This window comes from Streptomyces sp. NPDC059668 (assembly GCF_042734135.1).
Classification (GTDB): domain Bacteria; phylum Actinomycetota; class Actinomycetes; order Streptomycetales; family Streptomycetaceae; genus Streptomyces.
On the sequence record NZ_JBHWEL010000107.1, the window covers coordinates 1 to 25960 of the forward strand.

19 protein-coding genes and 1 other RNA gene are annotated in these 25960 nt (G+C 71.6%); 12 read left to right on the forward strand and 8 right to left on the reverse strand.

From position 1 onward, the window contains the following. Positions 1-91 precede the first annotated feature (91 nt). Positions 92-3598: an FHA domain-containing protein gene (locus tag ACFV2J_RS39810; protein ID WP_385094224.1), complete on the reverse strand. Its 3507-nt coding sequence runs from the start codon at positions 3596-3598 to the stop codon at positions 92-94. A gap of 479 nt (positions 3599-4077) precedes the next feature. On the opposite strand from ACFV2J_RS39810, the gene ACFV2J_RS39815 reads away from it, so the two are divergent. The 4 genes from ACFV2J_RS39815 (at position 4078) to ACFV2J_RS39830 (ending at position 9826) form a co-directional block, all read left to right on the forward strand. Beyond that, positions 4078-5847, forward strand: coding sequence for a protein kinase (locus ACFV2J_RS39815; RefSeq protein WP_385094221.1), 1770 nt, complete (start codon positions 4078-4080; stop codon positions 5845-5847). A gap of 193 nt (positions 5848-6040) precedes the next feature. Beyond that, positions 6041-7276, forward strand: coding sequence for a serine/threonine-protein kinase (locus ACFV2J_RS39820; protein ID WP_385443351.1), 1236 nt, complete (start codon positions 6041-6043; stop codon positions 7274-7276). 557 nt (positions 7277-7833) lie between these two features. Beyond that, positions 7834-8940 carry a peptide chain release factor 2 gene (gene prfB / locus ACFV2J_RS39825; RefSeq protein ID WP_153290286.1) on the forward strand — a complete coding sequence of 369 codons (1107 nt, stop codon included), beginning with the start codon at positions 7834-7836 and terminating at the stop codon, positions 8938-8940. 304 nt (positions 8941-9244) lie between these two features. Next, the gene (locus tag ACFV2J_RS39830; RefSeq protein WP_385096414.1) at positions 9245-9826 is read left to right on the forward strand and encodes a hypothetical protein; all 582 of its coding nucleotides are present in this window, start codon (positions 9245-9247) and stop codon (positions 9824-9826) included. A gap of 128 nt (positions 9827-9954) precedes the next feature. Here the strand turns inward: ACFV2J_RS39830 and ACFV2J_RS39835 are convergent, their stop codons facing one another. Further along, a complete protein-coding gene (locus tag ACFV2J_RS39835) occupies positions 9955-10146 on the reverse strand; it encodes a hypothetical protein (protein ID WP_385096411.1) in 192 nt (63 codons plus the stop codon). Between the two features lie 251 nt (positions 10147-10397). On the opposite strand from ACFV2J_RS39835, the gene ftsE reads away from it, so the two are divergent. The 7 genes from ftsE to ACFV2J_RS39870 all read left to right on the forward strand — a co-directional run bounded on the left by ftsE (position 10398) and on the right by ACFV2J_RS39870 (position 16977). Continuing rightward, positions 10398-11087 (forward strand): cell division ATP-binding protein FtsE, encoded by a 690-nt coding sequence (gene ftsE, locus ACFV2J_RS39840; protein WP_148008662.1) that lies wholly within the window; start codon positions 10398-10400, stop codon positions 11085-11087. 31 nt (positions 11088-11118) lie between these two features. Continuing rightward, positions 11119-12036: a permease-like cell division protein FtsX gene (ftsX, locus tag ACFV2J_RS39845; RefSeq protein ID WP_153290289.1), complete on the forward strand. Its 918-nt coding sequence runs from the start codon at positions 11119-11121 to the stop codon at positions 12034-12036. A 67-nt stretch (positions 12037-12103) separates the two neighbouring features. After that, complete coding sequence (locus tag ACFV2J_RS39850; RefSeq protein ID WP_385443357.1) at positions 12104-13270, forward strand: S41 family peptidase; 1167 nt, start codon at positions 12104-12106, stop codon at positions 13268-13270. Positions 13271-13361: 91 nt separating this feature from the next. Beyond that, a complete protein-coding gene (smpB, locus tag ACFV2J_RS39855) occupies positions 13362-13904 on the forward strand; it encodes an SsrA-binding protein SmpB (protein ID WP_054229635.1) in 543 nt (180 codons plus the stop codon). A 134-nt stretch (positions 13905-14038) separates the two neighbouring features. After that, positions 14039-14427, forward strand: a transfer-messenger RNA (tmRNA) gene (ssrA, locus tag ACFV2J_RS39860). A 344-nt stretch (positions 14428-14771) separates the two neighbouring features. Beyond that, positions 14772-15515: a hypothetical protein gene (locus ACFV2J_RS39865; protein WP_385089067.1), complete on the forward strand. Its 744-nt coding sequence runs from the start codon at positions 14772-14774 to the stop codon at positions 15513-15515. Positions 15516-15597: 82 nt separating this feature from the next. Beyond that, positions 15598-16977, forward strand: coding sequence for a hypothetical protein (locus ACFV2J_RS39870; protein ID WP_385089065.1), 1380 nt, complete (start codon positions 15598-15600; stop codon positions 16975-16977). A gap of 139 nt (positions 16978-17116) precedes the next feature. Here ACFV2J_RS39870 and yicI read toward each other — a convergent pair whose 3' ends face one another. The 5 genes from yicI to ACFV2J_RS39895 form a co-directional block, all read right to left on the reverse strand. Continuing rightward, entirely contained in the window at positions 17117-19414 is a 2298-nt protein-coding gene (gene yicI, locus ACFV2J_RS39875) for an alpha-xylosidase (RefSeq protein ID WP_385089062.1), read from the reverse strand. 11 nt (positions 19415-19425) lie between these two features. Next, positions 19426-20247, reverse strand: a complete 822-nt coding sequence (locus tag ACFV2J_RS39880) for a carbohydrate ABC transporter permease (RefSeq protein ID WP_385089059.1) — start codon at positions 20245-20247, stop codon at positions 19426-19428. Beyond that, a complete protein-coding gene (locus ACFV2J_RS39885) occupies positions 20244-21212 on the reverse strand; it encodes a carbohydrate ABC transporter permease (protein WP_385443363.1) in 969 nt (322 codons plus the stop codon). Before ACFV2J_RS39885 ends, ACFV2J_RS39880 begins: the two co-directional genes overlap by 4 nt. Next, the gene (locus ACFV2J_RS39890) at positions 21209-22504 is read right to left on the reverse strand and encodes an extracellular solute-binding protein (protein ID WP_385089056.1); all 1296 of its coding nucleotides are present in this window, start codon (positions 22502-22504) and stop codon (positions 21209-21211) included. The genes ACFV2J_RS39885 and ACFV2J_RS39890 overlap by 4 nt, the downstream gene beginning before the upstream one ends. Positions 22505-22622: 118 nt before the next feature. Continuing rightward, positions 22623-24011 carry an MFS transporter gene (locus ACFV2J_RS39895; protein ID WP_385089053.1) on the reverse strand — a complete coding sequence of 463 codons (1389 nt, stop codon included), beginning with the start codon at positions 24009-24011 and terminating at the stop codon, positions 22623-22625. A gap of 83 nt (positions 24012-24094) precedes the next feature. On the opposite strand from ACFV2J_RS39895, the gene ACFV2J_RS39900 reads away from it, so the two are divergent. Beyond that, a complete protein-coding gene (locus ACFV2J_RS39900; protein WP_385089050.1) occupies positions 24095-25096 on the forward strand; it encodes a LysR family transcriptional regulator in 1002 nt (333 codons plus the stop codon). 630 nt (positions 25097-25726) lie between these two features. Here the strand turns inward: ACFV2J_RS39900 and ACFV2J_RS39905 are convergent. Then, a partial coding sequence (locus ACFV2J_RS39905) for a hypothetical protein (RefSeq protein ID WP_385443368.1) occupies positions 25727-25960 on the reverse strand: 234 nt, incomplete at its 5' end.

Below are 25960 nucleotides of genomic sequence, written 5' to 3' on the forward strand. Positions count from 1 at the left end.
CTCTGGGTGTTGGCGCGGCCGCGCCGGCGGGGGGGGGGCGCCCGCCCCCCCCCCCCCGGGGACGGGACGGGTAGGGGCGAGGGGAACGGGGTCAGAGGAGGGACGGAACCTCGGCGGCCGCCACCGACCTCGCCGCCCTCTCCAACGCACTGGCCAGCAGCGCCAGATCAGTCGGACCGTTACCCAACTCCCGTACGGGCCGCCGAGCCGGCGGATCCCCCATCCGCTGCCACTCGAGGGGCACGACCGTCGGCCGCAGCGTCGCCGTCCGCGGAATACGCCCCGTGACCCGCCCGGCCTGGAACGGCGTGACCCGGCCGTCCGGCGTGAACAACCGCCCACGCCCGGGAGCGGGTTCGTCGGCCCCGGGCGACACCGGGTCCAGGGCGACACGGAGCCCGGCGGAACGCCCCGGTTCACTGGCCGCCGCCCGCCCGTCGTCCGAGGCGGCCGCCACGAGATGGACACCGAGCCGGTCACCCTCACGGGCCACGGCCTCCAGGGCACGTACGACCGAACCCGCGGCCGGCCGGCCCGGCGACCCCAGCGCGGGCGAGAGCAGCGCGTCCAGGTCGTCGACCACGACGACGAGACGGGCGAGCGGAGGCCCGGCCTCGGCACGCGCGCGCGTGGCCGCCGGACGCAGCCGCAGCGTCGCACTGGGCGGGGTGTCCAGGTCGGCGGCGCCGGAGGACGCCCCGGAGGTCCCCCCGGGGGACGGCCGGGCCGTTCGCTGGCCGACGATCCGGCCCGACACCTCCCGGTGGGTGTGCCACTCCGCGAAGCCGAGCCGCCCGAGGAGCTCGGCCCGCCGCTTCAGCTCGGCGCTCAGCGACTGCGCGAACTCCCGCATCCGCACGGGGTCGTTGGCGGTGAGATGGGTGGTGACGTGCGGAAGGTCCGTACAGACCCGCAGCCCTTCGCCGCCCTGCCCCGCGCCGTGTCCGCCGGTGCTGTCCCGGCCGTCCACCAGCACGATGCCGAGCCGGTCGGGCCGTTCCGCGGCGGCCAGGGACGCGGCGACCGAACGGAGCAGCTCCGTACGGCCGCTGCCCGGCGGACCCTCGATCAGCAGATGGGGCCCCTCGGCGGGGAGATCCACCGCCAGCGGCCCGCGCGGCCCGGCGCCGAGGACCGCCCGCCCGCGCCCGCCGAGCGTCTCCGTGTCATCGGCCGCGTCCGCCCAACGCGCCATCAGCGACGCGGGGGTGGCGCGGGCCAGCCCCAGTTCGTCCAGCAGACGGGCGATCTGGGGGAGCGGAGCGGACACGCGCGTGTGCCGGTCGCCGTGCGCGCCGTCCGTGCGCAGGGGCGCCAGGGCGCGGGCGAAGCGCTCGGCCCAGGCCCGGGACACCGCGTCCACGGTGGCGACCGTGCCGTGGCCCACGGGGCCGCCGGACGCGACCCGCATCAGCCGCAGTGCCGTGGCCACGTCCCCGCTGAGCAGCGCGACGGCCCCGCACTCCCGGAACACCGGTGACGCCGCACAGGCCGCCTCGTACGTCTTCGCCACCGGGGACGCGGGGGACGCCGCCGCGGTCTCGGCGAGGCAGACCACGTGTATGCCCGCGCGGGGCCCCTCGTGCGCCAGCCGCAGCACGGCCTCCCGCACGTCGGCTCCTCCTGGGTCGCCGTCCACGACGACCAGGGTGTACGGCCCGTCGTGGTCCCGGCCCGTGTCCGTGCCCCCGGGTCCGTCCCCGCCCTTGTCCGCCGGGTCCTGGTCCCGGGCCCAGGACGGACGCCGTCCGGCGGCCCGGGGGTCCAGGGGGATGTGGTCGGTCTCGTCGTACGGCCGGGGGCGGGCGCCGGGGCCGGTGGTGCCCGCGCCCCGGGAGTGCGTGCCGTGAGCGCCCCCCGCTTCCGTCAGGTGGTCCTCCAGGCGGCGCAGGAGCTCGTCCGTGCGCGCCGTCGCCTGCTCGCGGTCGTAGGCGAGGAGCAGGCGGCAGTCCTGCCCGTGGGTCGGGCGCAGATGGGGGAGCCAGCCGAGCCAGGCCCACTCCGCGGTGCGTTCCTCGACCGGGCGGGAGCGGTCCGTGCTCAGCAGGACGATCTCCAGGGTGTCCGGCGAGTGCAGCGCGGCGAGCTGCGCCACCACCGAACGGGCCAGCCCCGCCAGGCGCGCCCGCGGCCCCGCCAGGCCCAGCGCGCCGACCTCCCGCAGACCGGCCGTGACCGGTACCGCGGGCAGCGGTCCCGGGCCGTGGGGCGCCGCCCGGTCGGCCGTTCCCAGCCGTACCGTCAGCGCCTCCGGGTGGCCCGGGCCGCGCTCCCACAGCCGCGATCCCGGTCCCAGCGCGGTGAGCAGCAGCGCCGCGGGGTCGGGCCAGCTCTCCGGCGCCCGTACCGCGCCGCGGTCCGCCGTGGGCCCGGCGGCGTCGTCCTCGCCGTATGCCCCGTACGCGCCGGTCTCCCCGTACTCGTCCTCGTACTCGTACGGGTCCTGGCCGGTGTCCGTGGGCTCGCCGCGGCTGCCGGTCAGCCGTCGCGCCCAGGCTCCGAGGCCGCCCCGCTTGCGTACACCCGGCGGCAGCTCGGTGCCCCGCGGGGGCGTGCCCTTCCTGGTGCCCTGGTCGGGAGCGGCCGGGACCCGGGCGGAGTCCCCGGCGGGTGTCGTGCCGGGGCCGGAGGGCTCCGGGCGCCTGTTCTCGATCCCGGGCGCCCTGCCCTGTTCCGGCACGACGGGGGGCGCGGCGGAGGAGGCGGGCGAGGTGGACGGGGCGGACGGGGTGACGGGGGGTACGGCCCGGCCGTGCGTGTGCGTCCCGGAGCCGTCCCCGGCGGTTGCCCACGGCGCCGATCCGTATCCGTGACGGGTCTCACCACCGGGCGGGACGGGGGCGTCCCCGGCGCGGGCCTGCGGCACCGAGGCGACGCGGGCGGGCGCCGGCTCCGGGTGGGCACCCCCACCGGTCGTCGTGGTGACCCGGACATGTCCCTCCCCGTCGGGTGCCGTCCCCACGGAGCGCGGACCGCCGGGCGGCGCCAGCCGCAGGGCGGACTCTCCCACCCGCAGCAGCGCGCCGGGCGGGAAGCCGACCGGGCGGGTGGTGACACGGGTGCCGTCCAGCGTCGTACCGTTCGTCGACCCCAGGTCGGCCACCGTGACGCGGCCCTCGGGGGAGACGGTCACCGCGCAGTGCAGACGGGAGACGTCGGGGTCGTCCAGCGGGACGTCCGCCTCGGCGGAGCGGCCGATGTGGATCCGCCCGCCGTGCAGGAGGTGGACACCGCCCGCGTCGGGGCCCGCGACGACATGGAGCTGGGCCGCGTCCTCGTCCATGTCCGGACCGGGTTCCGTGGGGGCGCCCAGGGACAGCACCGCGCCGTCGGTCAGCGGTGGCTCACCCAGGGTGCAGCGCTGCCCGTCGAGCCGCTCGGCGCCCGCGTACAGCACCACCGGACCACCGCCGAGCTCGCGGCTCCGCTCGGACGGGGAGGCGCCGCCGTCCCCGCCGACCGCCGAGGCCAGACCCGATGCCACCGCCGCCAGCGCCGTCCCGGCGGGAGCGGTGACCAGCACATCGCAGGCCGCGGCAGGCCCCCGCGGCTCCGAGGGCGGGCCCAGCGGGTCTACGACGGTCAGCCGGATCTGCATCGCCGTCAGGGGTCCCTTCCGCGCAGGCGCCCGCGACGAGGACGAGGCTGTGCTGCGGTCCCCCCACCGCAGATCCCCCCGCCGCGCACGGACACGTCGGCCAGTACTGAAGGCATCCTCGCACCTGTCACTGACAACACGCCCGTCACCCGGGCAGAAGTGATCTTGATTGGTCGGCTCTGCCCGTAAAAGTGCCTGACCAGTGCGCGACCGGTGCCCGCTTGGGATCACTCGCGGCATCCGTCACACCCCCGTGGAAGGGGCCGAACGGCAACCAACCGTCGCGAGTGAGCGTCTTTCCATCGAACATGTACGAGGACGCCTACGTACCCGCTTATACGAACCACAGGCGCTCACGGGAAGCACACAAGGACGACAGCCCGGTGCCGGGCAGCTCGGCACTACAGTGGGCGGAACCGCCGCGGCAGAAGCGACGACGGCGGACGGACCAGGCAAGCAAGCAACAGGGAGCGCATGACGTGCGGCCGGTAGGGAGCAAGTACCTCCTTGAGGAGCCGCTGGGGCGCGGCGCCACAGGCACCGTCTGGCGAGCCCGCCAGCGGGAGACCGCGGGTGCCGAGGCGGCCGTCGCCGGCCAGCCCGGCGAGACCGTGGCGATCAAGGTCCTGAAGGAGGAGCTCGCCAACGACGCGGACGTCGTGATGCGCTTCCTGCGGGAGCGGTCCGTCCTGCTCAGGCTCACCCACCCGAACATCGTGCGGGTCCGTGACCTCGTCGTCGAGGGCGATCTGCTCGCGCTCGTCATGGATCTGGTCGAGGGGCCGGACCTGCACCACTACCTGCGCGAGAACGGCCCGTTCTCGCCGGTCGCCGCCGCCCTCCTCACCGCCCAGATCGCCGACGCGCTCGCCGCCAGCCACGCCGACGGTGTCGTGCACCGGGACCTGAAGCCCGCGAACGTCCTGCTCAAGCAGGACGGCGGCCAGATGCACCCGCTGCTCACCGACTTCGGCATCGCCCGGCTCGCGGACTCCCCGGGCCTGACCCGGACCCACGAGTTCGTCGGCACGCCCGCGTACGTCGCGCCCGAGTCCGCGGAGGGACGCCCGCAGACGTCCGCCGTCGACATCTACGGGGCCGGCATCCTGCTGTACGAGCTGGTCACCGGGCGTCCGCCGTTCTCCGGCGGCTCCGCCCTCGAAGTGCTGCACCAGCACCTGAGCGCCGAGCCGCGCCGGCCCTCCACCGTGCCCGATCCGCTGTGGACGGTCATAGAACGCTGCCTGAGCAAGAACCCGGACCGGCGGCCCAGCGCCGAGAACCTCGCGCGCGCACTGCGCACCGTCGCCGAGGGCGTCGGCGTGCACGCCACCTCCGCGCAGATCGCCGCGGCGGAGGGGGTGGGCGCGCTGCTCGCCCCCGACCCGACGCCGGCGCCGGTCCCGGGCACGCCGGGCGCGGCCGACCCCACCCAGGTGCTGCCGCACGGCGCTCCGGGGGCGTACGACCCGAACGGCGCGACCAGTGTCCTTCCGCACACGGGCGCGGCCGACCCCACCGCGGTCCTGCCGCACCGGGGTGCCGCCGACCCGACCGCCGTCATGCCGCCGGTACCGCAGAACCAGCCCGGCGGAGGGCCCGGCCGGCCGGAGGACCCGCACCCCTGGCAGAGCCAGCTGCGGGCGGCCCGTGACCGCAACGAGCAGACGCAGGTCCAGTACATCGACCCGGACCAGGACCCGCTGCGCCGGCGTCCGCAGCGGCAGGTCGCGCGACCGCAGCAGCGGCCCGACCAGCAGCAGGGATACGGGTATCAGCAGCAGGGGCAACAGCAGGGCCAGCAGCAGGGGCAGCAGCAGGGGTACGGATCTCAGCAGCCTCAGCAGTACCAGCAGCAGTACGCCCAGCAACAGCAACAGCAACAGCAACAGCAGTCCCGGCGGGCGCAGCGTCAGCAGCCGCAGCGCTACGCGCCCGCGCCGCAGCAGCAGCCGCAGCCCCAGCGGTACGCTCCCGCGCCGCAGCGGCCCGAGGCGCCCGCGCCGCGGCAGCCGCGTGAGCCGAGGCAGCGCAGCGCCAACCGGATGAGGATCCCGGGGCTGGGCTGCCTCAAGGGATGCCTGTTCATGATCGTCATCCTGTTCGTCGGCGGATGGCTGGTCTGGGAGTTCAGTCCGCTGCAGGGCTGGATCGGCTCCACCAGGTCCTTCTGGGGCGAGGTGACCCACACGTACCACACCGTCAGCGACTGGGTCGGGAACCTCGGCTCGGGCTCGTCCGGCAACTGACGCGCACCTGACCGGCGCTCGTTCGGCGCTCGACCGGCGGTCGACGGACGGCCGCCGGACGACCGACCGCCGGCCGGCCCGCGGCCGACTCTGGGGACTTGTCGACATCTGGCGGGTGATTTCCGCCTCCGGAGTGAAGGTTGGCTCCTCGGACGCGTACTTTTAGCGGCAACACGCGTCGGTAGGAGCAGTCTTGGCACGGAAGATCGGGAGCCGCTACACCGCCCACCAGATTCTGGGGCGGGGCAGCGCCGGTACGGTGTGGCTGGGCGAGGGACCCGAGGGGCCCGTCGCCATCAAGCTGCTGCGCGAGGACCTCGCGTCCGACCAGGAGCTCGTGGGCCGCTTCGTTCAGGAGCGCACCGCCCTGCTCGGTCTCGACCATCCCCATGTGGTCGCGGTGCGTGATCTCGTGGTGGACGGCAACGACCTCGCGCTCGTCATGGACCTCGTACGGGGTACGGACCTGCGTACCCGGCTGGACCGGGAACGGCGGCTGGCACCGGAGGCCGCGGTCGCGATCGTGGCCGACGTAGCGGACGGACTGGCGGCGGCGCACGCGGCCGGGGTGGTCCACCGGGACGTCAAGCCCGAGAACGTGCTGCTCGACATGCAGGGGCCGCTCGGGCCCGGTGGCGCGCATCCCGCGCTGCTGACGGACTTCGGTGTGGCCAAACTCATCGACTCGCCGCGGCGGACCCGGGCCACGAAGATCATCGGTACGCCGGACTATCTCGCGCCCGAGATCATCGAGGGGCTGCCGCCGCGGGCCGCCGTCGACATCTACGCGCTGGCGACCGTCCTGTACGAGCTCCTCGCCGGGTTCACGCCCTTCGGGGGCGGACACCCGGGGGCGGTGCTGCGGCGGCACGTGACCGAGACGGTCGTGCCGCTGCCGGGGATCCCCGAGGAACTGTGGCAGCTCCTCGTGCAGTGTCTGGCGAAGGCCCCGGCGTCGCGGCTGCGGGCGTCCGAGCTGGGAGCGCGGCTGCGGGAGCAGCTGCCGCTGCTGGCGGGGATGCCACCGCTGGACGTGGACGAGCCGGACGGGGAACCGGCCGAGGAGACGTCGGAGGAGGCCACGGAGCCGGCCGAGCCGACGTCACGGGTGCGACGAGGTGCCGTGCCGCTGGTGCCGGGCGCCGCGCCGGACTCGAACCGGGACACGCACACCTCGATGCGGGTGCCCGGGCCGGACGAGCTGGCCGGCGGGGCCCGGGGGACGGCCCGCGCGCCGCGCGCCGCGGGCGCGCCCCGGCCCGGGTCGGCGCGGCACCGGGCCTCCGCCCGGCGGCGCCGGATCACGCTGGGGGCGGCGGGCGTGGTGCTTGTCGCCGCGGTGGGGGTGGGGACGTGGATCGCCACCTCGGGGGACGACGGGGGAGCGCAGCCGTCCGACACGAAGAATTCGGCGCCGGCCTCTCCCTGACGTGTGCCCTCCGGTCCGGTTACCCGGGGCTCCTGTCCCTGGGACTCCGCCCCGGACCCCGCCAGGGTGCGCGCCACCTGGGCCCCGGCTTCGCCTGAAGGGCTCGTCCTCAAGCGCCGGACGGGCTGTGGGTGTGGGGCTGTGTTGGAGGTGCGGGCCCGTGTCCCCTTGGGCCCCGGCTTCGCCTGAAGGGCTCGTCCTCAAGCGCCGGACGGGCTGTGGGTGTGGGTCTGTGCCGGAGGTGCGGGCCTGTGTCCCCCTGGGCCCCGGCTTCGCCTGAAGGGCTCGTCCTCAAGCGCCGGACGGGCTGAGGATGTGGGCCTGTGCTGGAGGGGCGGGTCTGTGTCTCCCTGGGCCCCGGCTTCGTCCGAAGGGTGCGGACCCGCAGGGGATGGTTCCGGGCGGGGGCATGTGTTTCAGCCCGTCCGGCGTTTGAGGACGAGGCCGTCCAGGCCGATGCGGGGGTCCGGGGGCGGCAGCCCCCGGGACGGGGGAGCCCCGGGGGCCCGGTCCCCGGGGGTGGGAGCCCCGCTTGCCGCAGCCGTTACGCTGGAGGCGTGGCAGTCGTCGATGTATCCGAAGAGCTCAAGTCCCTCTCCTCGACCATGGAGTCGATCGAGGCCGTCCTGGACCTCGACAAGCTGAGGGCAGATGTCGCCGTGCTCGAGGAGCAGGCGGCCGCGCCGTCCCTGTGGGACGACCCGGACGAGGCGCAGAAGATCACCAGCAAGCTGAGCCACCTCCAGGCGGAGGTCAGGAAGGCCGAGGCGCTGCGCGGGCGTATCGACGATCTGAGCGTGCTCTTCGAGATGGCCGAGGAGGAGGACGACCCGGACACCCGCGCCGAGGCCGAGTCCGAGCTCACCGCCGTCAAGAAGGCGCTGGACGAGATGGAGGTGCGGACGCTGCTGTCGGGGGAGTACGACTCCCGCGAGGCCGTCGTCACCATCCGCGCCGAGGCCGGCGGCGTCGACGCCTCCGACTTCACCGAGAAGCTCCAGCGCATGTACCTGCGCTGGGCCGAGCGGCACGGCTACAAGACCGAGCTCTACGAGACCTCGTACGCGGAAGAGGCGGGCATCAAGTCCACCACCTTCGCCGTCCACGTGCCGTACGCGTACGGAACGCTCTCCGTGGAGCAGGGCACCCACCGGCTCGTACGGATCTCGCCCTTCGACAACCAGGGACGCCGGCAGACGTCGTTCGCCGGTGTCGAGATCCTGCCCGTCGTCGAGCAGACCGACCACATCGAGATCGACGAGTCCGAGCTCCGGGTGGACGTCTACCGTTCGTCGGGTCCCGGCGGTCAGGGCGTCAACACCACGGACTCCGCGGTGCGTCTGACCCACCTGCCGACCGGCATCGTCGTCTCGTGTCAGAACGAGCGGTCGCAGATCCAGAACAAGGCGAGCGCGATGAACGTCCTGCAGGCCAAGCTCCTGGAGCGGCGCCGCCAGGAGGAGCAGGCCAAGATGGACGCCCTCAAGGGCGACGGCGGCAACTCCTGGGGCAACCAGATGCGTTCGTACGTGCTGCACCCCTACCAGATGGTCAAGGACCTGCGGACGGACTTCGAAGTGGGCAACCCCGAGGCCGTGTTCAACGGTGAGATCGACGGGTTCCTCGAAGCCGGAATTCGCTGGCGCAAGCAGCAGGAGAAGTAACACGGGGCCCCAGGGCCTCTTTATCGACAAGGCAACTGCCGCTCTCCGGGCGGCAGTTGCCTTTTGTGTGGCGGTTGTCTGGGTTTTACGTCACAGTCACATGTCTTCATGGCGGTCAAATGGCGGTGATCTGGACATCGCGGCCGCAACGACCTTGACGCTGCTTTGAAAACTGGGAATGGTAACGCGTGGCATGCGTATCTCTGGGGCGCATGTGAACCGGGGGGTCGAGCAAAGCCACCCTGTGACGCCGTGGCCCCGGGCGCTGCTCCATTGACGATCAGCTACTGGGGGTAGCAAGCAGATGACCAAGAAGACGCGGATTCGCGCGGCGCGGATAGCCGCCTGCGCGGTGATCGCCGCCGGTGCCTCGCTGACCGCCGCGGGTGCCGCCTCGGCCCTCGACATCAACGTCGGTGTCACGCTGGACGGCCCGACCCCGACGGCGAGCGACACGGGCATTCCCACCAGCCCGGCGCCCAGCGACTCGGCCCCGACCAGCGAGCCGCCCACCACCCCGCCTCCCTCCGAGTCCGCGCCGGCCACGACCGAGCCGACCGACGGGCCCACGGACCCCACCGAGGAGCCGACCGAGCCCACCGACCCGACCGACGAGCCGACCGACAACCCCACCGACGGGGCCGGCACGGGCGGCAACGACAGCAACCCCGACGGCGGCTCCAAGCCCGTCGAGCAGGGCAAGGGCTCCTCCGTCCTGACCGACACCGGCTCGGACACCTCCGCCCAGGGCAAGAGCGGCGAGCTGGCCGAGACGGGTGCCGCCGAGACCACGTTCCTGCTGGTCGGCGCCGCCACGATGATCGCCGGCGGTATCGGCTTCCGTCTGCTGCCGCGCCTCATGGGCGGCCGCGGCGCCGCTGCCTGACGCGGAGCGGTGTGACAAGCGACACTTTGCGTGCGTGAGATGCGAAAAGGGCCCGGAGCGAGGTGCTCCGGGCCCTTCCCGTACGCCCTGGGTAGCCGTTCGTACGCCCTGGGTGCCCTCTCGGGGTCCTACACCGTCTGGTGGGCCAGCAGTGCCACCGTCGCGATGAGCACGGCCAGCAGCGCTATCAGTGCCATCGGGTTCAGCCCGGCGAAGGGGCTCTCCTGCTGCAACCTCTCCCGGTTCGCGCGGCAGACCGGGCAGCGGCCCTCGCTGACGGGCGCCGCGCAGTTCGCGCACACCAATCGGTCGTACGTCATGCGCTTGCCCTCCTTGCGCCGTCCTCCGCGTACATAACGCCGCGGGGAACGCAACCGTTCCCCTTCCACTGTGCCAGGTTCCGCGGATTTCGGCGCGGCTCGCCTTATCCTGCCCCGCCCGGACGCTTTCCAGCCCGTCAGATCCGTGACAAAACGTGCAAGCGTCGCGCAACCCCGGACGCCGACTGCGGACCCACACCCGGTTCGCGTATGGTCACGCACACCTACCCCCGGCGACCCGTGGTGCATCCGTGATCCGATTCGACAATGTCTCCAAGGTCTACCCCAAGCAGACCCACCCCGCTCTCAGGGACGTCTCCCTGGAGGTCGAGCGTGGTGAGTTCGTGTTCCTCGTGGGGTCCTCCGGCTCCGGAAAGTCCACCTTCCTGCGGCTGATCCTCCGCGAGGAGCGGTGCAGCCACGGTCAGGTGCACGTCCTGGGCAAGGACCTCGCGCGCATCTCCAACTGGAAGGTGCCGCAGATGCGGCGCCAGCTGGGGACCGTCTTCCAGGACTTCCGGCTGCTGCCGAACAAGACGGTCGCCGAGAACGTGGCCTTCGCCCAGGAGGTCATCGGCAAGTCCCGCGGCGAGATCCGCAAATCCGTGCCGCAGGTGCTCGACCTCGTCGGGCTCGGCGGCAAGGAGGACCGCAGGCCCGGTGAGCTGTCCGGTGGTGAGCAGCAGCGTGTGGCCATCGCGAGAGCCTTCGTGAACCGCCCCAAGCTCCTCATCGCGGACGAGCCGACCGGCAACCTCGACCCGCAGACCTCCGTCGGCATCATGAAGCTGCTCGACCGCATCAACCGGACGGGCACGACTGTGGTGATGGCGACGCACGACCAGAACATCGTGGACCAGATGCGCAAGCGCGTCATCGAGCTGGAGAAGGGTCGTCTCGTCCGCGACCAGGCGCGCGGCGTCTACGGCTACCAGCACTGACGACGGTCCACGGAAAGGCTTACCAGACGCCATGCGCGCCCAGTTCGTTCTGTCGGAGATCGGTGTCGGTCTCCGTCGCAATCTGACGATGACCTTCGCGGTCGTCGTCTCGGTCGCCCTCTCCCTCGCCCTGTTCGGCGGTTCGCTCCTGATGAGCGACCAGGTGAGCACCATGAAGGGCTACTGGTACGACAAGGTCAACGTCTCGGTCTTCCTCTGCAACAAGAGCGACGCGGAGTCCGACCCCCACTGCGCCAAGGGGGCCGTGACCGCCGAGCAGAAGAAGCAGATCGAGAGCGACCTCGGCAAGATGACCGTCGTCCAGAAGGTGACGTACGAGTCCGCGGACGAGGCTTACAAGCACTACAAGGAGCAGTTCGGCGACTCCCCGCTGGCCAGCTCCCTCACGCCGGACCAGATGCAGGAGTCGTACCGCATCAAGCTGAAGGACCCGGAGAAGTACCAGGTCATCGCGACCGCCTTCGACGGGCGTGACGGCGTGCAGTCCGTTCAGGACCAGAAGGGCATCCTGGACAACCTCTTCGGGCTGCTCAACGGCATGAACTGGGCCGCGCGCGCGGTGATGGCGATGATGCTCGTCGTCGCCCTGATGCTGATCGTCAACACGGTGCGCGTCTCGGCGTTCAGCCGGCGCAGGGAGACCGGGATCATGCGCCTGGTCGGGGCCTCCGGGTTCTACATCCAGGCGCCGTTCATCATGGAGGCCGCGGTCGCCGGACTCATCGGCGGCGGTGTCGCCTGCGGATTCCTGGTGGTCGCGCGGTACTTCATCATCGATCACGGTCTGGCCCTGTCCGAGAAGCTGAACCTGATCAACTTCATCGGCTGGGACGCCGTGCTCACCAAGCTCCCGCTCATCCTCGCGACGAGCCTGCTGATGCCCGCGCTTGCCGCGTTCTTCGCGTTGCGCAAGTACCTGAAGGTGTGACGCATGCCAAGGGGGCCGTACTGCCAACCGGCGGTACGGCCCTTCGCGTTGTCCTAGACTCACCGCCATGTCAGGTCGTGACCTGTTCTGCCAGCCCCGCCGCGTCGGCCGCGGGGCTGCCCTGACATTGGTGTTCGCGAGCGTTCTCGTCGCCGGCGCGGCGACCGGTTCGTTCGGTGACCCCGACCGGAAATCCCCGCTCCCGTCCGCCCGTTCGACGCCGACCGCCCACCACAGGGACGTCGCCGCGGCGGCGGCCGAGGCGATGGCCGACGGCAAGTCCCCCATGGAGGCGGCCGAGCGCGCCGTCAGCCGCAGCGGCGACCGCTGGGGCGCGGTCTACTCCCAGGGCGACTACGAGGAGTTCGAGGAGGCCCTCGACGGCCAGTACACCGGCGTCGGGCTGTGGGCCCGGCGCGAGCGTGACGGCCGGATCGAGGTGACCCGCGTGCAGACCGCGTCGCCCGCCGCGGCCGCGGGGATCCGCGTGGGCGACCGGCTGCGCAGCGTCGACGGCGAGGACGTCGACGGCCGGCCCGTCACCGAGGTGGTCTCCTTACTGCGCGGGGACGCGGACGACGCGGCGGCCGGTACGCAGGTCCGGCTCGGTCTGGAGCGCGGCACGCGCGCGTGGAGCGAGACCCTGCGCAGGGCCAGGCTCTCCACGGACTCCGTGACCGTGCACAAGCTCCCCGGCGGCGTCACCGTGATCAAGGTCGCCGCCTTCACCAAGGGCGCGGGCGACGCCGTGCGGAACGCCGTCGAGCGGGTCCCCCGGCACGCCGGGGTCGTCCTCGACCTGCGCGGCAACTCCGGCGGACTGGTCACCGAGGCCGTCACGACGGCGTCCGTCTTCCTCGACGGCGGCCTCGTCGCCACCTACGACGTCAACGGTGAACAGCGCGCCCTGCACGCCGCGGCCGGCGGCGACACCACCAGACCCCTGGTCGCGCTCGTCGACGGCGGCACGATGAGCGCGGCCGAACTGCTCACCGGCGCCCTCCAGGACCGCGGCCGCGCCGTCGTGGTGGGCACCAGGACCTTCGGCAAGGGCTCGGTCCAGATGCCGAGCACCCTCCCCGGCGGGTCCGTCGCCGAGCTGACCGTCGGGCACTACCGCACCCCCTCCGGCCACGGCGTCGACGGCCGGGGCATCACCCCCGACCTGGAGGCCGACGCGGGATCCCTGGCGCGCGCCGAGACCGTGCTCAGCGGCCTCGGCGACCCTTCGTAGCCACCGGCCCGGCCCGACGCGGCGCCCGGCCCGGCGCTCCGGTAATCGGCTTTCCCCCGGACCCCCCTGTAGTGCGAAAATGGTCAGCACTATGAGCAAGGGAATGTACGTACCGAAGGAGTCCCAGCCCAAACAGGGCGGGGGGGCCGCGAAGGCCAAGGACGGCAAGCGCAAGATCGTCGCGCAGAACAAGAAGGCACGGCACGACTACGCGATCATCGACACCTACGAGGCCGGCCTCGTGCTCACCGGCACCGAGGTGAAGTCGCTGCGCCAGGGACGCGCCTCGCTGACCGACGGCTTCGTCCAGATCGACGGGAACGAGGCGTGGCTGCACAACGCCCACATTCCCGAGTACAGCCAGGGCACGTGGACCAATCACACGGTGCGCCGCAAGCGCAAGCTGCTGCTGCACCGCGAGGAGATCGACAAACTGGCCTCGAAGTCGGAGGAGACGGGCCACACGATCGTGCCCCTCGCCCTGTACTTCAAGGACGGCCGGGCCAAGGCGGAGATCGCGCTCGCCCGAGGCAAGAAGGAGTACGACAAGCGGCAGACCCTGCGCGAGAAGCAGGACCGCCGGGAGTCGGACCGCGCGATCGCGGCGGCCAAGCGGAAACAGCGGGGCGAGTAGCCACGGACGCGGTGACCGCGGGACGGTGGCCACGGGTAATACGGTGGCACCGACGTGCGTCGGTCACGTACGATGGGATCTGCATCCCACAGCGGGTGCGCCACCCTCTTCGGAGGGGCTTGAAAAAACAACATGGGGATGATCGGTTTCGACAGCGGCTGTCGAAGCAGGGGAAGCGTGTCGAGGAAGCGACAATGATCTCGTTAACCATATGTCGCAACCAATAATCGCCAATTCCAAGAGCGATTCCCAGTCCTTCGCCCTCGCTGCCTAATAAGCAGTGAGTGAAGGACCCTTAATGGGTGTCAGCCCGGGAGTGTTCCCGACCCGGATCCTGGCATAATCTAGGGAACTAAACCATTGAGCCCGGTCACGGGGTTCGATGGGAAATCAAACAGTGACTGGGCCCGTCGGCGACTTGTTCGCGTGATCACCGGGGCCGAGAAAATCGCAGCGAACTGCACACGGAGAAGCCCTGATTCTGCACCGGTGGACGCGGGTTCGATTCCCGCCATCTCCACGATCAGGAGGTCCCCCGGGACCTCCACATCCCATGTGGGCAAAGGCCCCGTCGCTTTCGAGCGGCGGGGCCTTCGTCATGACTGGTGCTCGGTGCTCGGTGCTCGGTGCTCGGGTGGCCGGGTGCCGTGGTCGGCCTGGTGCGGAGATCGTGGTCATTCGGCTGAAGTGCGTCGGTGGTTCCGTGCCGCACGCTCCTTCGCCCCGTCAGGAACTCATGCCCGAAATTCGGGACGGGCGATATCGGAGACCCGAAGGTGTTTCGCAACCGGTGCGCCTCCGAGAGCAGGACCCGGCGCGTGCCTTTGATGCGGCCGGCGACCCACACATGATCGGAGCAATCCCGCCATGACCCTCGAAGAACCGCGTGATCTGCTCGTGCGGGCCCGGGGCGAGCCGTCTCCGCTGTACGAGTCGGAGGTCCCCGGGGCTCACGAGGATCTGGCGGCCTTCACCCGTAACGTCCCCCTGGACGACGGCCGGCTGGACCTCTCGGCAGGGCTGGCGGACGCGCTGCGCTCATGGTCGCTGTCCCGTCCGCCGGAGGGCTTCACCTCTCGCCCGGAACTGCGCAAGCACGTACGGCAGGGGCTGGCGGCCACCCGACGACTGGCCGGGCGGCTCGGGCCGTTGTGGCCGGTGCGCTACTGGGACGAGCGCCACCGGACGGCGAAGTGGGTGTGCTGGAGCTGCGACCGCCTGCACGGGGAACGCGACAGCCACGGCACACCGGCGTACCCGGTCGACCTCACGGTCGAGGGCGAGTTCAGGTTCGCTCCGCTGCGCGCGGACGGATTCGGTGACTTCTTCCCCGACGATCCCGCCGCCGGGCTGGACCTGTCCGGGGAACTCGTCGCCGGCCTGTACGCGTGGGCGAGGAGCATCGACGCGACGGTGAACCTGGACCTGCGGGACCGGGAGGAGGGCAAGTACGACGGCGAGTGGGAGCGGCTGTTCCGCCTGGGGGAGGACTTGGCGGGACGAGTCGCCCACGAGCTCGGCCCCGACCGGACAGTGACCTACAGGGGCCTGGCACATGGTGGTCTGGCGGCGATGACGTCCGTCATCTGGCAAGGTGACCGGCAGTTGTAGGCGCGAGCCCGCGGTTCGGGTACGCCGCCCGCGGAGCTCGAAGTGGAGTGGGCGCGGGCACGGAAGGCTGGAGGGGACGACCGTGACGGGACGGCAGGAGCCGTACTACGTCGACTACGACGGGGACTTCGGACTCAGTGGGCTGACCGAGATGTTCGCCCTCTCACCCGCTCCGGGGGACACCGGCGCGGCACTCGGCCTCGTCACGGCGAAGCTCGACGCGTACGACCGCGAATGCCCCGTGGACAGCGTCGACCATCTCGGCGCGGACGAGCGGAGCATCCTCGGCTTCGACGTCAGCCACGACGAATGGGGATACGCCGACGATCTGCGCGAGGACGTGCGGGGGCTCGTCGACTCGCCGCTGCCGGACGAGGCGATCCAGGCCGTGTGGCGGGCGGCCGCCGGGGGCGGGTGGGATCCCGCGGCGCACGGCATGAGCGCCCGTGACTGGCTGCGGCGCGTCGACGGGATCTGCGCCGCGCGGCCGCCACGGAAGATCCCCGGACGGCCTCGGGCCCCCTCCCCACTGGACGCCCGGCTGCCGACGGCCGACGAGGTACGGGACGACGTCGTCGCGGAGATACGGTCCTGCCGCGAGCGGCCGGCGGGCCCCCTTCCCGCCCCCGGCACCCTGGCGGCCCTGGAAGAGGTGGCCGCCCGGGTTCCCGAACTCGCCTTCCGGCTCTTCCTGAGAGCCTTGAAGACCGGGTCCGTGAGGATCGACAAGGAGTGGTACGACCGGCTCCAGGCGCTCGGCGGCAGGTGCGGTCACCACTCCGTGCTCGTCGACTCCGGTCTCGACGTCGCGTGGCCGCCCATCGACACCGCCCGCCGCGACTCCACCTGGGACTTCGGGCTCTCCGGCCTCGCCGGGAGGGCACACCACGACTGGTACGGGAGCCGGAAGGAGATCCGGAGCGCGGCCGACGGCGACGATGTCGGGCAGACCCGGGGCTCCGCGGCGGCCGTCCTGCTGGAGGACACGGTCCGCCTGTCGCGGTCCTCGCTGTCCGACACCGCGATCTCCGTCCTGTGGGCCGGGGCCTCGGACTGGCCGACGAAAACCGGGGGCCGGGACTGGCTCCGGCTGATCGCGGACGTGTGCCGGGAGCGGCTGAGGGAGGCCGCCCCCGGGTACACACCCGTCGTGGCGCCCGCCCGCACCGCACTCACCGGCCCGGTGCTGCGCGAGGTCCGTGAGACGGCGGCCACGGTGATGGACAGGGCCGTCAGTCCCTACTGGGGTCCGGTTCCCGCTTCCGGCGTCATGGAGGCGCTGGAACACGTGGTCACCCGGATCGATCCCGATCTCGGGTTCCGGCTGTTCCTGTGCGTCCTGAGGACGTTGTCCGTGCCGCTCACACAGGAGCAGTACGACCGGTACCAGGCGATCGGTGAGCGCTTCGGGTACGGCGAATTCCACGTCTCCTACGTGGACTACCTGGTCGAGGCCGACTGACCCCGGATCGGCGCGGGACGAGCCGCGGTCCCTCGAGGGGCAGCGTGCGCGGTGCGGTGCTCGCGCGTTCCGTCAGCCGGGGTGGACACAGGACACGAGTCCGCCCCGGTCGGCGGCGGTGGTGAAGCCCTCCTCACCATCACTCGGACCCCGGACCGGGCTCCGGCCCCGGCCCCGGCTCCGGTTCGGGTGTCAGCTCCAGGGACAGGAACCCCGTCCCCGCCGTCGCGCGCACCTCGCGCCCGCCCGCCGCCAGCCCCCACGGCGCCGCCGGATCACTCGACGAGGCCCGCAGGGTGTTCCCCTCACGGACGACGGTGAACGTCACCCCGCCCACCGCCACCGTCACCCGGGCGCCGCGCTCCAGTCCGTACGCGTGCAGGGTGACCCCGTCGGCGTGGACGTAGTCGGGCCGGTCGTCCACCGCTCCCACCGGGATCACCGCGCCCGGCCGTACCAGCAGCGGCACGCTCAGGAAGCCGTGGTGTTCGCGCACCCAGCGCGGACCGGTCACCGTGCGCCCGGTGAGCAGGTGGGTCCAGGTGCCGTCCGGCACGTAGTAGGAGACGTCTCCCTCGTCGTTGAAGACGGGCGCGACCAGCAGGTCCGGGCCGAGCATGTACTGCCGTTCCAGATGCGCGCACGCCGGGTCGTCCGGGAACTCCAGCACCATCGCCCGCATCATCGGCACCCCCTCGGCGTGCGCGGCGCGGGCGGCCCCGTACAGATAGGGCATGAGACGGAGCTTCAGCCGGGTGAACAGCCGCAGCACGTCCACGGCCTCCTCGTCGAACAGCCACGGCACCCGGTAGGAGGAGGAGCCGTGCAGCCTGCTGTGGGAGGAGAGGAGACCGAAGGCGATCCACCGTTTGAAGAGGGCCGGTGCCGGCGTTCCCTCGAAGCCGCCGATGTCGTGGCTCCAGAAGCCGAACCCCGACATGCCGAGGCTCAGCCCGCCGCGCAGCGACTCGGCCATCGACGCGTACGTCGCCTCGCAGTCGCCGCCCCAGTGCACCGGGAACTGCTGGCTGCCGGCCGTCGCCGAGCGGGCGAAGACGACGGCCTCCGCTTCACCCCGGTGCTTGCGCAGCACCTCGAAGACGGTGCGGTTGTAGAGATAGGTGTAGTAGTTGTGCATGCGCTCCGGGTCGGCGCCGTCGGCGTACGCCACGTCGACCGGGACCCGCTCCCCGAAGTCGGTCTTGAAGCAGTCGACGCCCTGGTCGAGCAGTGCCTCCAGTTTGGCGGCGTACCAGTCGCGGGCGGCGGGGCTGGTGAAGTCGACCAGCGCCATGCCCGGCTGCCACAGGTCCCACTGCCACACACTGCCGTCGGGCCTCCTGAGCAGATGCCCCAGGGCCTTGCCCTCCGCGAAGAGCGGGGAGCGCTGCGCGATGTACGGGTTGATCCATACGCAGATGCGCAGGCCCTTGTCCTTCAGCCGGGTCAGCATGGCCGCCGGGTCGGGGAACACGCGCGGGTCCCACTCGAAGTCGCACCAGTTGAACTCACGCATCCAGAAGCAGTCGAAGTGGAACACGGAGAGGGGGAGTTCACGCTCCCGCATGCCGTCGATGAAGGAGGTGACGGTGGCCTCGTCGTAGGAGGTGGTGAAGGACGTCGACAGCCACAGGCCGAAGGACCAGGCGGGCGGGAGGGCCGGGCGGCCGGTGAGGCGCGTGTACGTGCGCAGGATGTCCTTGGGGCTCGGCCCGTGGATGACGTAGTACGTCAACTGCTGTGTCTCGGCGCTGAACTGGACCCTGGACACCGCCTCCGAGCCGACCTCGAAGGAGACCCGGCCCGGGTGGTCGACGAAGACGCCGTAGCCCGCGTCCGTCAGATAGAACGGCACGTTCTTGTAGGCCTGTTCGGTGGCGGTGCCGCCGTCGGCGTTCCACATGTCCACGACCTGGCCGTTCTTGACGAGCGGGCCGAAACGCTCGCCGAGGCCGTAGACCTGGGTGCCGACCCCGAGGTTCAACTGCTCGCGCAGGTAGTGGGCGCCGGCCGCGTCCCGCATGATGCCCATGCCCTTGGGGCCGCTGGTGGTGAGGACGCGGCCGCCGGCGAGGAAGTCGACGTGCCAGGGGGCGGTGCGGGAGACCCGCACGGACAGGGCGCCCGCGGTGAGCGTCGCGTGCTCGTCGTCGTGTTCCACGACGGGGGAGAACCCGCTCCGGTGGAGTTCGAAGCGGGGCCCGCGCGGTTCCTCGCCCTGGAAGTGCGTGAACGTGACGCCGATGACGTCCGGCATCGGCGCGTGCGCGCTGATCGTCACGACCGGTCCCTTCAGCAGGTCGCCGCGGTGGCGGATGGGCTGGGTCGGCGCGTGGATCTCCAGGGTTCCGCCGGACGCGGTCACGTCGAGGACCTCGACCGGGTGGGCCGCGGTGACGCCTTCGCGCAGCAGCCAGTAGCCGTCCGTGAACTTCACGCCCACACCCCTTACTTGACCGCGCCCACGGCGATGCCGCGGGTCAGCGTGCGCTGGAAGACGAGGAAGAAGACGATCGCGGGGAGCACGCCGAGGAGGGCCGCCGCGTTGGTCATGGTCGCGTCCATCAGGCGCTGGCCCTGGAGGACGCCGAGCGCCACCGACACCGTCTGGTTGTCGTTGGAGATCAGCATCACCAGCGGCAGCAGGAACTCGTTCCAGGTCCAGATGAAGAAGAAGACCAGGAGGACGCCGATGGTGGGGCGGCTGACGGGGACCACGATCCGCCACAGCACCTGCCACTTGTTCGCCCCGTCGATCCGGGCGGCCTCGATGATCTCGCGCGGGAACTGTCCGAGGACCGAGGACAGGAGATACGTGCCGAAGGCCGCCTGGACGACGGTGAACACGATGATCACGCTGAGCCGGGTGTCGTAGAGGCCCGCCTGCTTGCTCAGGTAGTAGACCGGGTAGACCAGCGCCTCCTGCGGCAGCATGTTCGCCAGCACGAAGAAGGCGAGGACCCAGGTGCGGCCCCTGACGCGGCCGATGCCGATCGCGTACGCGTTCAGGACGGACAGCACGGCGGCGCCGATCGCCACCGAGCCCGAGATCAGGACCGAGTTGACCAGCTTCTGGCCGTAGTCGACGCGCTGCCAGAAGTCCTTGAGGCCGTCCAGATACAGGCCGTGGGGCAGGCTGAGGGGCCCGTTCGACGAGTACTCGGCGGGGGACTTGACCGCGTTGACCGCGACGATGCCGAACGGCAGCACCATGAAGAGGGCCGCGAGGACCAGGGCGACGAGGACGGGATACCGGCGTACGGCGGTCATGCGCGGAGTCCTTCCTCGGCGTCCTCGGCACGGGTCTGGAGCTTCAGGCCGACCAGGGCGAGGACGAGGATGATCACGGTCAGCACGGTGGAGATCGCGGCGCCGTAGCCGACCTGGGTCTTCTCGAAGAAGGTGGTGAAGGAGAAGTAGGACGGCACGTCGGTCGCGCCGCCGGGACCGCCCTTGGTGAGGACGTACACCGCGCCGAACACCTTGAGCGCGGCGATCGTGCACCAGAGGAGGACGACGTAGATCTCCGGGCGGATCTGCGGCAGCGTGATGTGCCCGAAACGGCGCCACCAGCCCGCGCCGTCCAGCTCCGCCGCCTCGTACAGCTGCGGATCGACGCGTTGCAGCCCCGCCATGAAGACGACCAGCGGGAAGCCGATCTGGACCCACACCATCACGCCCATGACGCTGTAGAGCGCGAGGTCGGGGTCGCCGAGCCAGTCCCGCTGGAGCGAGCCGAGGCCCACCGCCTTCAGGAGCGCGTTCAGGGAGCCGTCGTCGGGGGCGAGGATCCAGCTCCAGACGATGCCGGCGACGGCGATGGGCAGGACCTGGGGGAGGTAGAAGCAGGCGCGCAGGACGGCGGCGATCCTCGTGCCGAAGTGCTTGCCGACGAAGTCGAAGAGGGCGGCGGCCAGCACGAGCCCGAGGACCGTCGGTACGGCGGCCATCGCGAGGACCATGAAGAGGCTGTGCCGGAAGGACGCCCAGAACTCGGAGTCGTCCAGCAGCTCGCGGTAGTTGGCGAGCCCCGACCACTTCGGTGAGCCGACGCCCTGCCAGTCGGTGAAGCTCACACCGGTGTTCATCAGGAACGGGACGACGATCACCGCGAGGAAGGCGAGGACGCCGGGGAGCAGGAAGAGGGCGTAGGAGGAGTGGGGGCGGCGCGGGCGGGCCGTACGGCTGTGCTGCCGCCGGACCGCCCGGCCGCCCCGTTCGACGGTGGCCGTCATGTCTTCGGAGCGCCCTTGTCGTACGCCGCCTGCAGCGCGCTCAGATAGGCGTCCGGTTTCTCGCTCCCCGTGATCAGCTTCTGGGTCTCGGAGACGAGGACGTCGTAGAAGCCGGCGACCGGCCAGTCCGGGTAGAAGGCCAGACCGTCCTTGCCGGAGAGCGTGTTGAAGTCGGCGATCAGGGTCTTGGCCTTCGGGTCGGTGATGGCGGCGGGGTCGGCGCCCACCGGGACCCCGCCCTTGTCGCCGAGCAGGTTCTGGATCTTCTTCGACATGGTGATGTCGATGAAGTCGTACGCGAGGGCCTTGTTCTCGGCGCCCTTGGGGACCACCCAGAGGTTGCCGCCGGAGCCGAGGGTGAGATCGCTGCCGGGCCAGAGGAAGGTGCCCCAGTCGAACTTGTTCTCCGTCTGGAAGCGCCCGTACCACCAGCTGCCGCTGAACAGGATCGGGCTCTTGCCCTGGATGAAGGAGACGCCCGCGTCCTCGGCCTTGAGCGAGGTGGACTTCTTGCCGATGTAGCCCTTCTTCACCCAGTCGGCGAAGGTGGTGGCCGCGTACGTCCAGGCGGCGTCGTGGAAGTCCGTCCTGCCCTTGTAGAGCTCGTACTTGTCGACCCAGGAGCGGTCGGCCTTGGAGAGGGCGAGCTGGTACAGGTACTGCTGGGCCACGTACTCGGCGCCCGCGTTGGCCAGCGGGGTGATGCCCTTCGACACGAACGTGTCCATGGCGGCGGTGAGCTGGTCGAGGCTGGTGGGCTCCGCGATGCCGTACTTCTTGAAGAGGTCCTTGTTGTAGAACACCATCGTGTACTCGGCGTAGTTGGGCACGCCGTACCACTTGCCGGAGCCCATGACGCCGTTCGCGTCGTACTGGCTGGTGGTGCGCACCCCCGCGCTGATCTTCTTGTCCCAGCCACGCTTGGTCGCCTCGGCCGTCAGATCGGTGAGGAGTCCCTGCTTGGAGAGCAGTCCGGCCGTCGCGTTGCCCTTGTTGTACTCCATGAGGTCGGGCGCGTCGTTCGAGTTCAGGACCATCGGCGCGGTCTTCTGGATCTGTTCGAAGCCCTTCTCCTCGAACTTCACCTTCACGCCCGGGTGGGTCCTCTCGAACTCCTTGATGGCCTCGTTCCAGGCCACGCCCATCGCGCTGTCCGGCCCTTCGTAGTGCCACAGTCGCAGCGTCCTGCCGTCCGGCGAACCGCTGTCCGAGCTGCCGCAGGAGGCCAGCAGCAGGGCGCCCGTCAGGGTCGCCGCCGCCGTCGCCACCACACGCCTTCGTGTCGTCGACATCCATTGCCTCCGGGGAGTCGGATGGGATCGGAGCCGTCACGCGACGGCCGGCGAACCACTTCGACACATCGCGTCGAAGCGCTTCGACGGGGGAAGGTATGTGGGGGCTCCGGGCGCGTCAATGGGGTGCGTCGGAATTGGCGCACGGGTTCGACCCGCCGGACGGCGCACTCCCGCGAAAAGACGGCGAACTCCCTCGAAAACGCCCTGATATCAGGGTCGAGAGCGTGAACGCGGTCGCCGCCGCCGCGACCGGTACGGCATACCCGGCCGTCGAGGAGAAGCGCTCCACCACCCACCCGCCTGTCGCCGAGCCGCAGGCGATCCCGCCGAGCAGACCGGTCACCGCGAGCGTCATGCCCTCGTTCAGGCGGCCCTCGGGCGTGCGCCGCTGGACGAGCGCCATACCGGTGATCATGGTGGGCGCGGTGGCGGTCCCGGCGAGGAGCAGCGCGGCCGCCAGCACCGGGAGCGAACCGGTGAGCGAGGCCGCGAGCAGCGGCAGGGACATCGTGACCGTCATGGCGGCGAGGCCGACGCGGTGGCGCCGTTCGGCGGGGCCGGCCGGCTTCAGGGCCCCGTACAGCAGCCCCGCCGCGCACGAGCCGGCGGCTTGCAGGGCGAGCACCGCGCCCGCGGCCGACCGGTGTCCCTGCGCGTCCGCGAACGCGATCGTGACGACCTCCATCGAACCGAACACCGCTCCGGTGGCGAGGAAGCCGAGCAGGAGCGGAGGCATTCCGGGGGCGAGGACGGGGGACTTGGACCGCGGGTGCCGCCGGGGCGGCGGTTCCGTGGAGCGCTGGGCGGCGAAGACCAGGACGCCGGTCATCATCAGGACGCCGGCCACCAGCGTGCCCGCCTCCGGGAAGAGCGTGGTGCACAGGAACGCCGCGCACACCGGGCCCAGCATGAAACACAGCTCGTCCGCGGCCTGTTCGAAGGAGTTCGCGGTGTGCGCGGCGTCGGGGTCGGCGCGGAAGAGGTGGGCCCAGCGGGCGCGCGACATGCCGCCCGTGTTGGGCGTGGTGGCGGTGGCGGCGTACGCGGCGAACAGGGTCCAGTCGGGCGCCCCGAGGCGCACGCACAGCAGCAGCGCCAGACTTCCCAGCAGGGCGAAGGCGGTGGCGGGCACGGCGATCCGGGCCTGGCCGTGGCGGTCGACGAGGCGCGCGGTCCAGGGGGCGACCAGCGCGGTCGCCGCGAGGCCCGTCGCCGTCACGGCACCGGCGAGCGCGTAGGAGCCGCGCGACCCGGCGATCATGATGACCGCGCTGACGCTGAACATGCCCATGGGGAGCCGTGCGAGCAGGTTCCCGAGAGTGAAGGCACGGGCGCCGGGGACGGCGAAGAGACGGTGGTACGGGGTGCGGGGGGCGTGGAGGGTGCGGGTGGTGCGAGCGGTCTTCGGAGGGTGCGGGCCGAGGGCGGGGCCGGCGGGTGCCGGGCTCTCGCCGGTGACGGTGCGCGGTCTCGTACGGGCCTGCTCGGAGGGCTGTGGCGGCATGGGCCCACCGTCGCCGGGGGTGGGGCGAACGGTCCAACACCTGTTCGGCGGCGATTGACGCATCCGCGTTGTAAATTCGCGCGATGCCTGGTCAACAGCCCCCTGACACGTCCCGCACCGCCCCTCCCGACCCCCGTCTCCTGCGCGCCTTCCTCGCCGTCGCCGAGGAGTCGCACTTCACGCGGGCCGCCGCCCGGCTGTACGTCGCCCAGCAGGCCCTGAGCCGGGACGTCCGGCGGCTGGAGCGGGAACTGGGGACGGAACTGTTCGTGCGGACGACCCGCCGGGTGACGCTGACGGCCGACGGCGAGCGCCTGCTGCCGTACGCGCGGCGGGTGCTGGAGGCGAACGAGGCCCTGCTGTCCGCGTTCGCCGGGACCGGCCCGGACCGGCCGTTGCTGGTCGACGTCAACTCCCCGGGACTCACCTGCGGCCGCGTCCTCGACCGGGCCCGCGCGCTCGCCCCGGAGTGCGAGTTGATGGCCCGCTTCGAGAGCGGGCTCACCGGCGCGGCCGAGGAGATCCTCGCGGGGCGCCTGGACGCGTCGTTCGGACGGTTCGCGGGCCTCGCTCCCGCGGTCCGGGCCAGGCTCGCACAGCAGCCCGTGCGGTACGAGCCGATGGCCGTCGTCCTGCCCGCGGATCATCCGCTCGCCGCCCTGGACGCGGTGCCGCTGGACGCGCTGGCGGGCGAGACCGTGTACGCCGGCGCGGGGAATCCCCGGACGCTGGAGTGGACCGACTTGGCGCGTCACCTCTTCGAGGGACGTGGGATCGTGCTCGCGCCGCCCGCGCCGGTGGCCCTCGGAGTGGAGGAGTTCCGCCGGATCATGGCGAAGAAGCGGAACCCGGTGCTGGCCGTCGTGGACTTTCCGACGATGTCCGAAACCGTACGCAGGCCTCTGGTCGACCCAGTCCCCCTGTCACCCGTGTCCTTGGTGTGGCGGAAGGGGCTGGAGCATCCCGGCATCGATGCTCTGCGGCGGGCGGCGGTCGAACTCGCGGCCGAGGAAGGGTGGTTGCGACGCCCCGTGGACGGTTGGATTCCGGCCAGCGACGCGGCCGTCATGACGAGGCAGGTTTGACACATAACCACACCGATCCCTCGCGTGCGCTACATTCATCTTCCGGGTTCATTGTGGTAAAGGGGGCGCTCGGGGCGGGTGGGGGCCCGTTCCCGACGGCGTTTGGTAGCGCCCGGTGTCGCGCGCGCACCCGAAATCCGTCCCTGGGGGGATGTACGTGCACGTGGACAAGTGGCCAGAAGAGGCCCAACCTGATCACCGAAACGGTCATCGAGGGGAGGGGATCGGTCCCGATCCGTCAGAACCGCGACAAGCGGGCGACGCGACGGCGGACGGTCCCGAAGAATCCTTCGTCTGGCCCGAGGCGGCCCAGGCGACGTCGACCTGGCCGCAGGCCGGAATCGACTCCGAGGCCGCGCCCGACGCGGAAGCGGAATCCGGGACGGAGATCGAACAGGGTGCCGAAACGGCTCGTGTAGCTGCGGTGGAGCCGGGTGCTCCGACGCCGTCCCGAACGGGGACGGAACCCCGGACCGGGGTGGACCGCCGAACAGACGGGGACCGGGGATCCGGCGCCGACCGGGGATCCGGCGCGGACCGCGGATTACGCGCACATCGCCCGAGTTGGGCGGACCGTGCGGTGCCCGAGGACCGTGCGGCGTCCGAAGACCCCGAGACTCCCGCGGAGCGTCAGGCGTCCGTGGCTCGTGAAGGGGCCCCGGAGCGTGCGGCGTTCGCGGAACGCCGGATGCGGGCGATCCGCGTGACGCCCATGGACAGCCCGGTGTCGGCGACCCGTGTGATGCCGGCGGACACCCCGGTGACGGGGGACCAGCCGGGGGCCCGCCCGCCCGCGGCGGCGGCGGCCCGGCCCGGACCCGGGGCGAGCCCCGGGGGTGCGGGGCCGCGGGAGAGAGGGGGGCG

Coding starts and splice junctions, on each gene's coding strand:
- ACFV2J_RS39810 (WP_385094224.1), bottom strand. CDS start 3,598: ATGCAGATCCGGCTGACCGTCGTAGACCCGCTGGGCCCGCCCTCGGAG.
- ACFV2J_RS39830 (WP_385096414.1), top strand. CDS start 9,245: ATGACCAAGAAGACGCGGATTCGCGCGGCGCGGATAGCCGCCTGCGCG.
- ACFV2J_RS39835 (WP_385096411.1), bottom strand. CDS start 10,146: ATGACGTACGACCGATTGGTGTGCGCGAACTGCGCGGCGCCCGTCAGC.
- ftsX (WP_153290289.1), top strand. CDS start 11,119: ATGCGCGCCCAGTTCGTTCTGTCGGAGATCGGTGTCGGTCTCCGTCGC.
- ACFV2J_RS39850 (WP_385443357.1), top strand. CDS start 12,104: ATGTCAGGTCGTGACCTGTTCTGCCAGCCCCGCCGCGTCGGCCGCGGG.
- smpB (WP_054229635.1), top strand. CDS start 13,362: ATGAGCAAGGGAATGTACGTACCGAAGGAGTCCCAGCCCAAACAGGGC.
- ACFV2J_RS39865 (WP_385089067.1), top strand. CDS start 14,772: ATGACCCTCGAAGAACCGCGTGATCTGCTCGTGCGGGCCCGGGGCGAG.
- ACFV2J_RS39880 (WP_385089059.1), bottom strand. CDS start 20,247: ATGACCGCCGTACGCCGGTATCCCGTCCTCGTCGCCCTGGTCCTCGCG.
- ACFV2J_RS39885 (WP_385443363.1), bottom strand. CDS start 21,212: ATGACGGCCACCGTCGAACGGGGCGGCCGGGCGGTCCGGCGGCAGCAC.
- ACFV2J_RS39890 (WP_385089056.1), bottom strand. CDS start 22,504: ATGTCGACGACACGAAGGCGTGTGGTGGCGACGGCGGCGGCGACCCTG.
- ACFV2J_RS39895 (WP_385089053.1), bottom strand. CDS start 24,011: ATGCCGCCACAGCCCTCCGAGCAGGCCCGTACGAGACCGCGCACCGTC.
- ACFV2J_RS39900 (WP_385089050.1), top strand. CDS start 24,095: ATGCCTGGTCAACAGCCCCCTGACACGTCCCGCACCGCCCCTCCCGAC.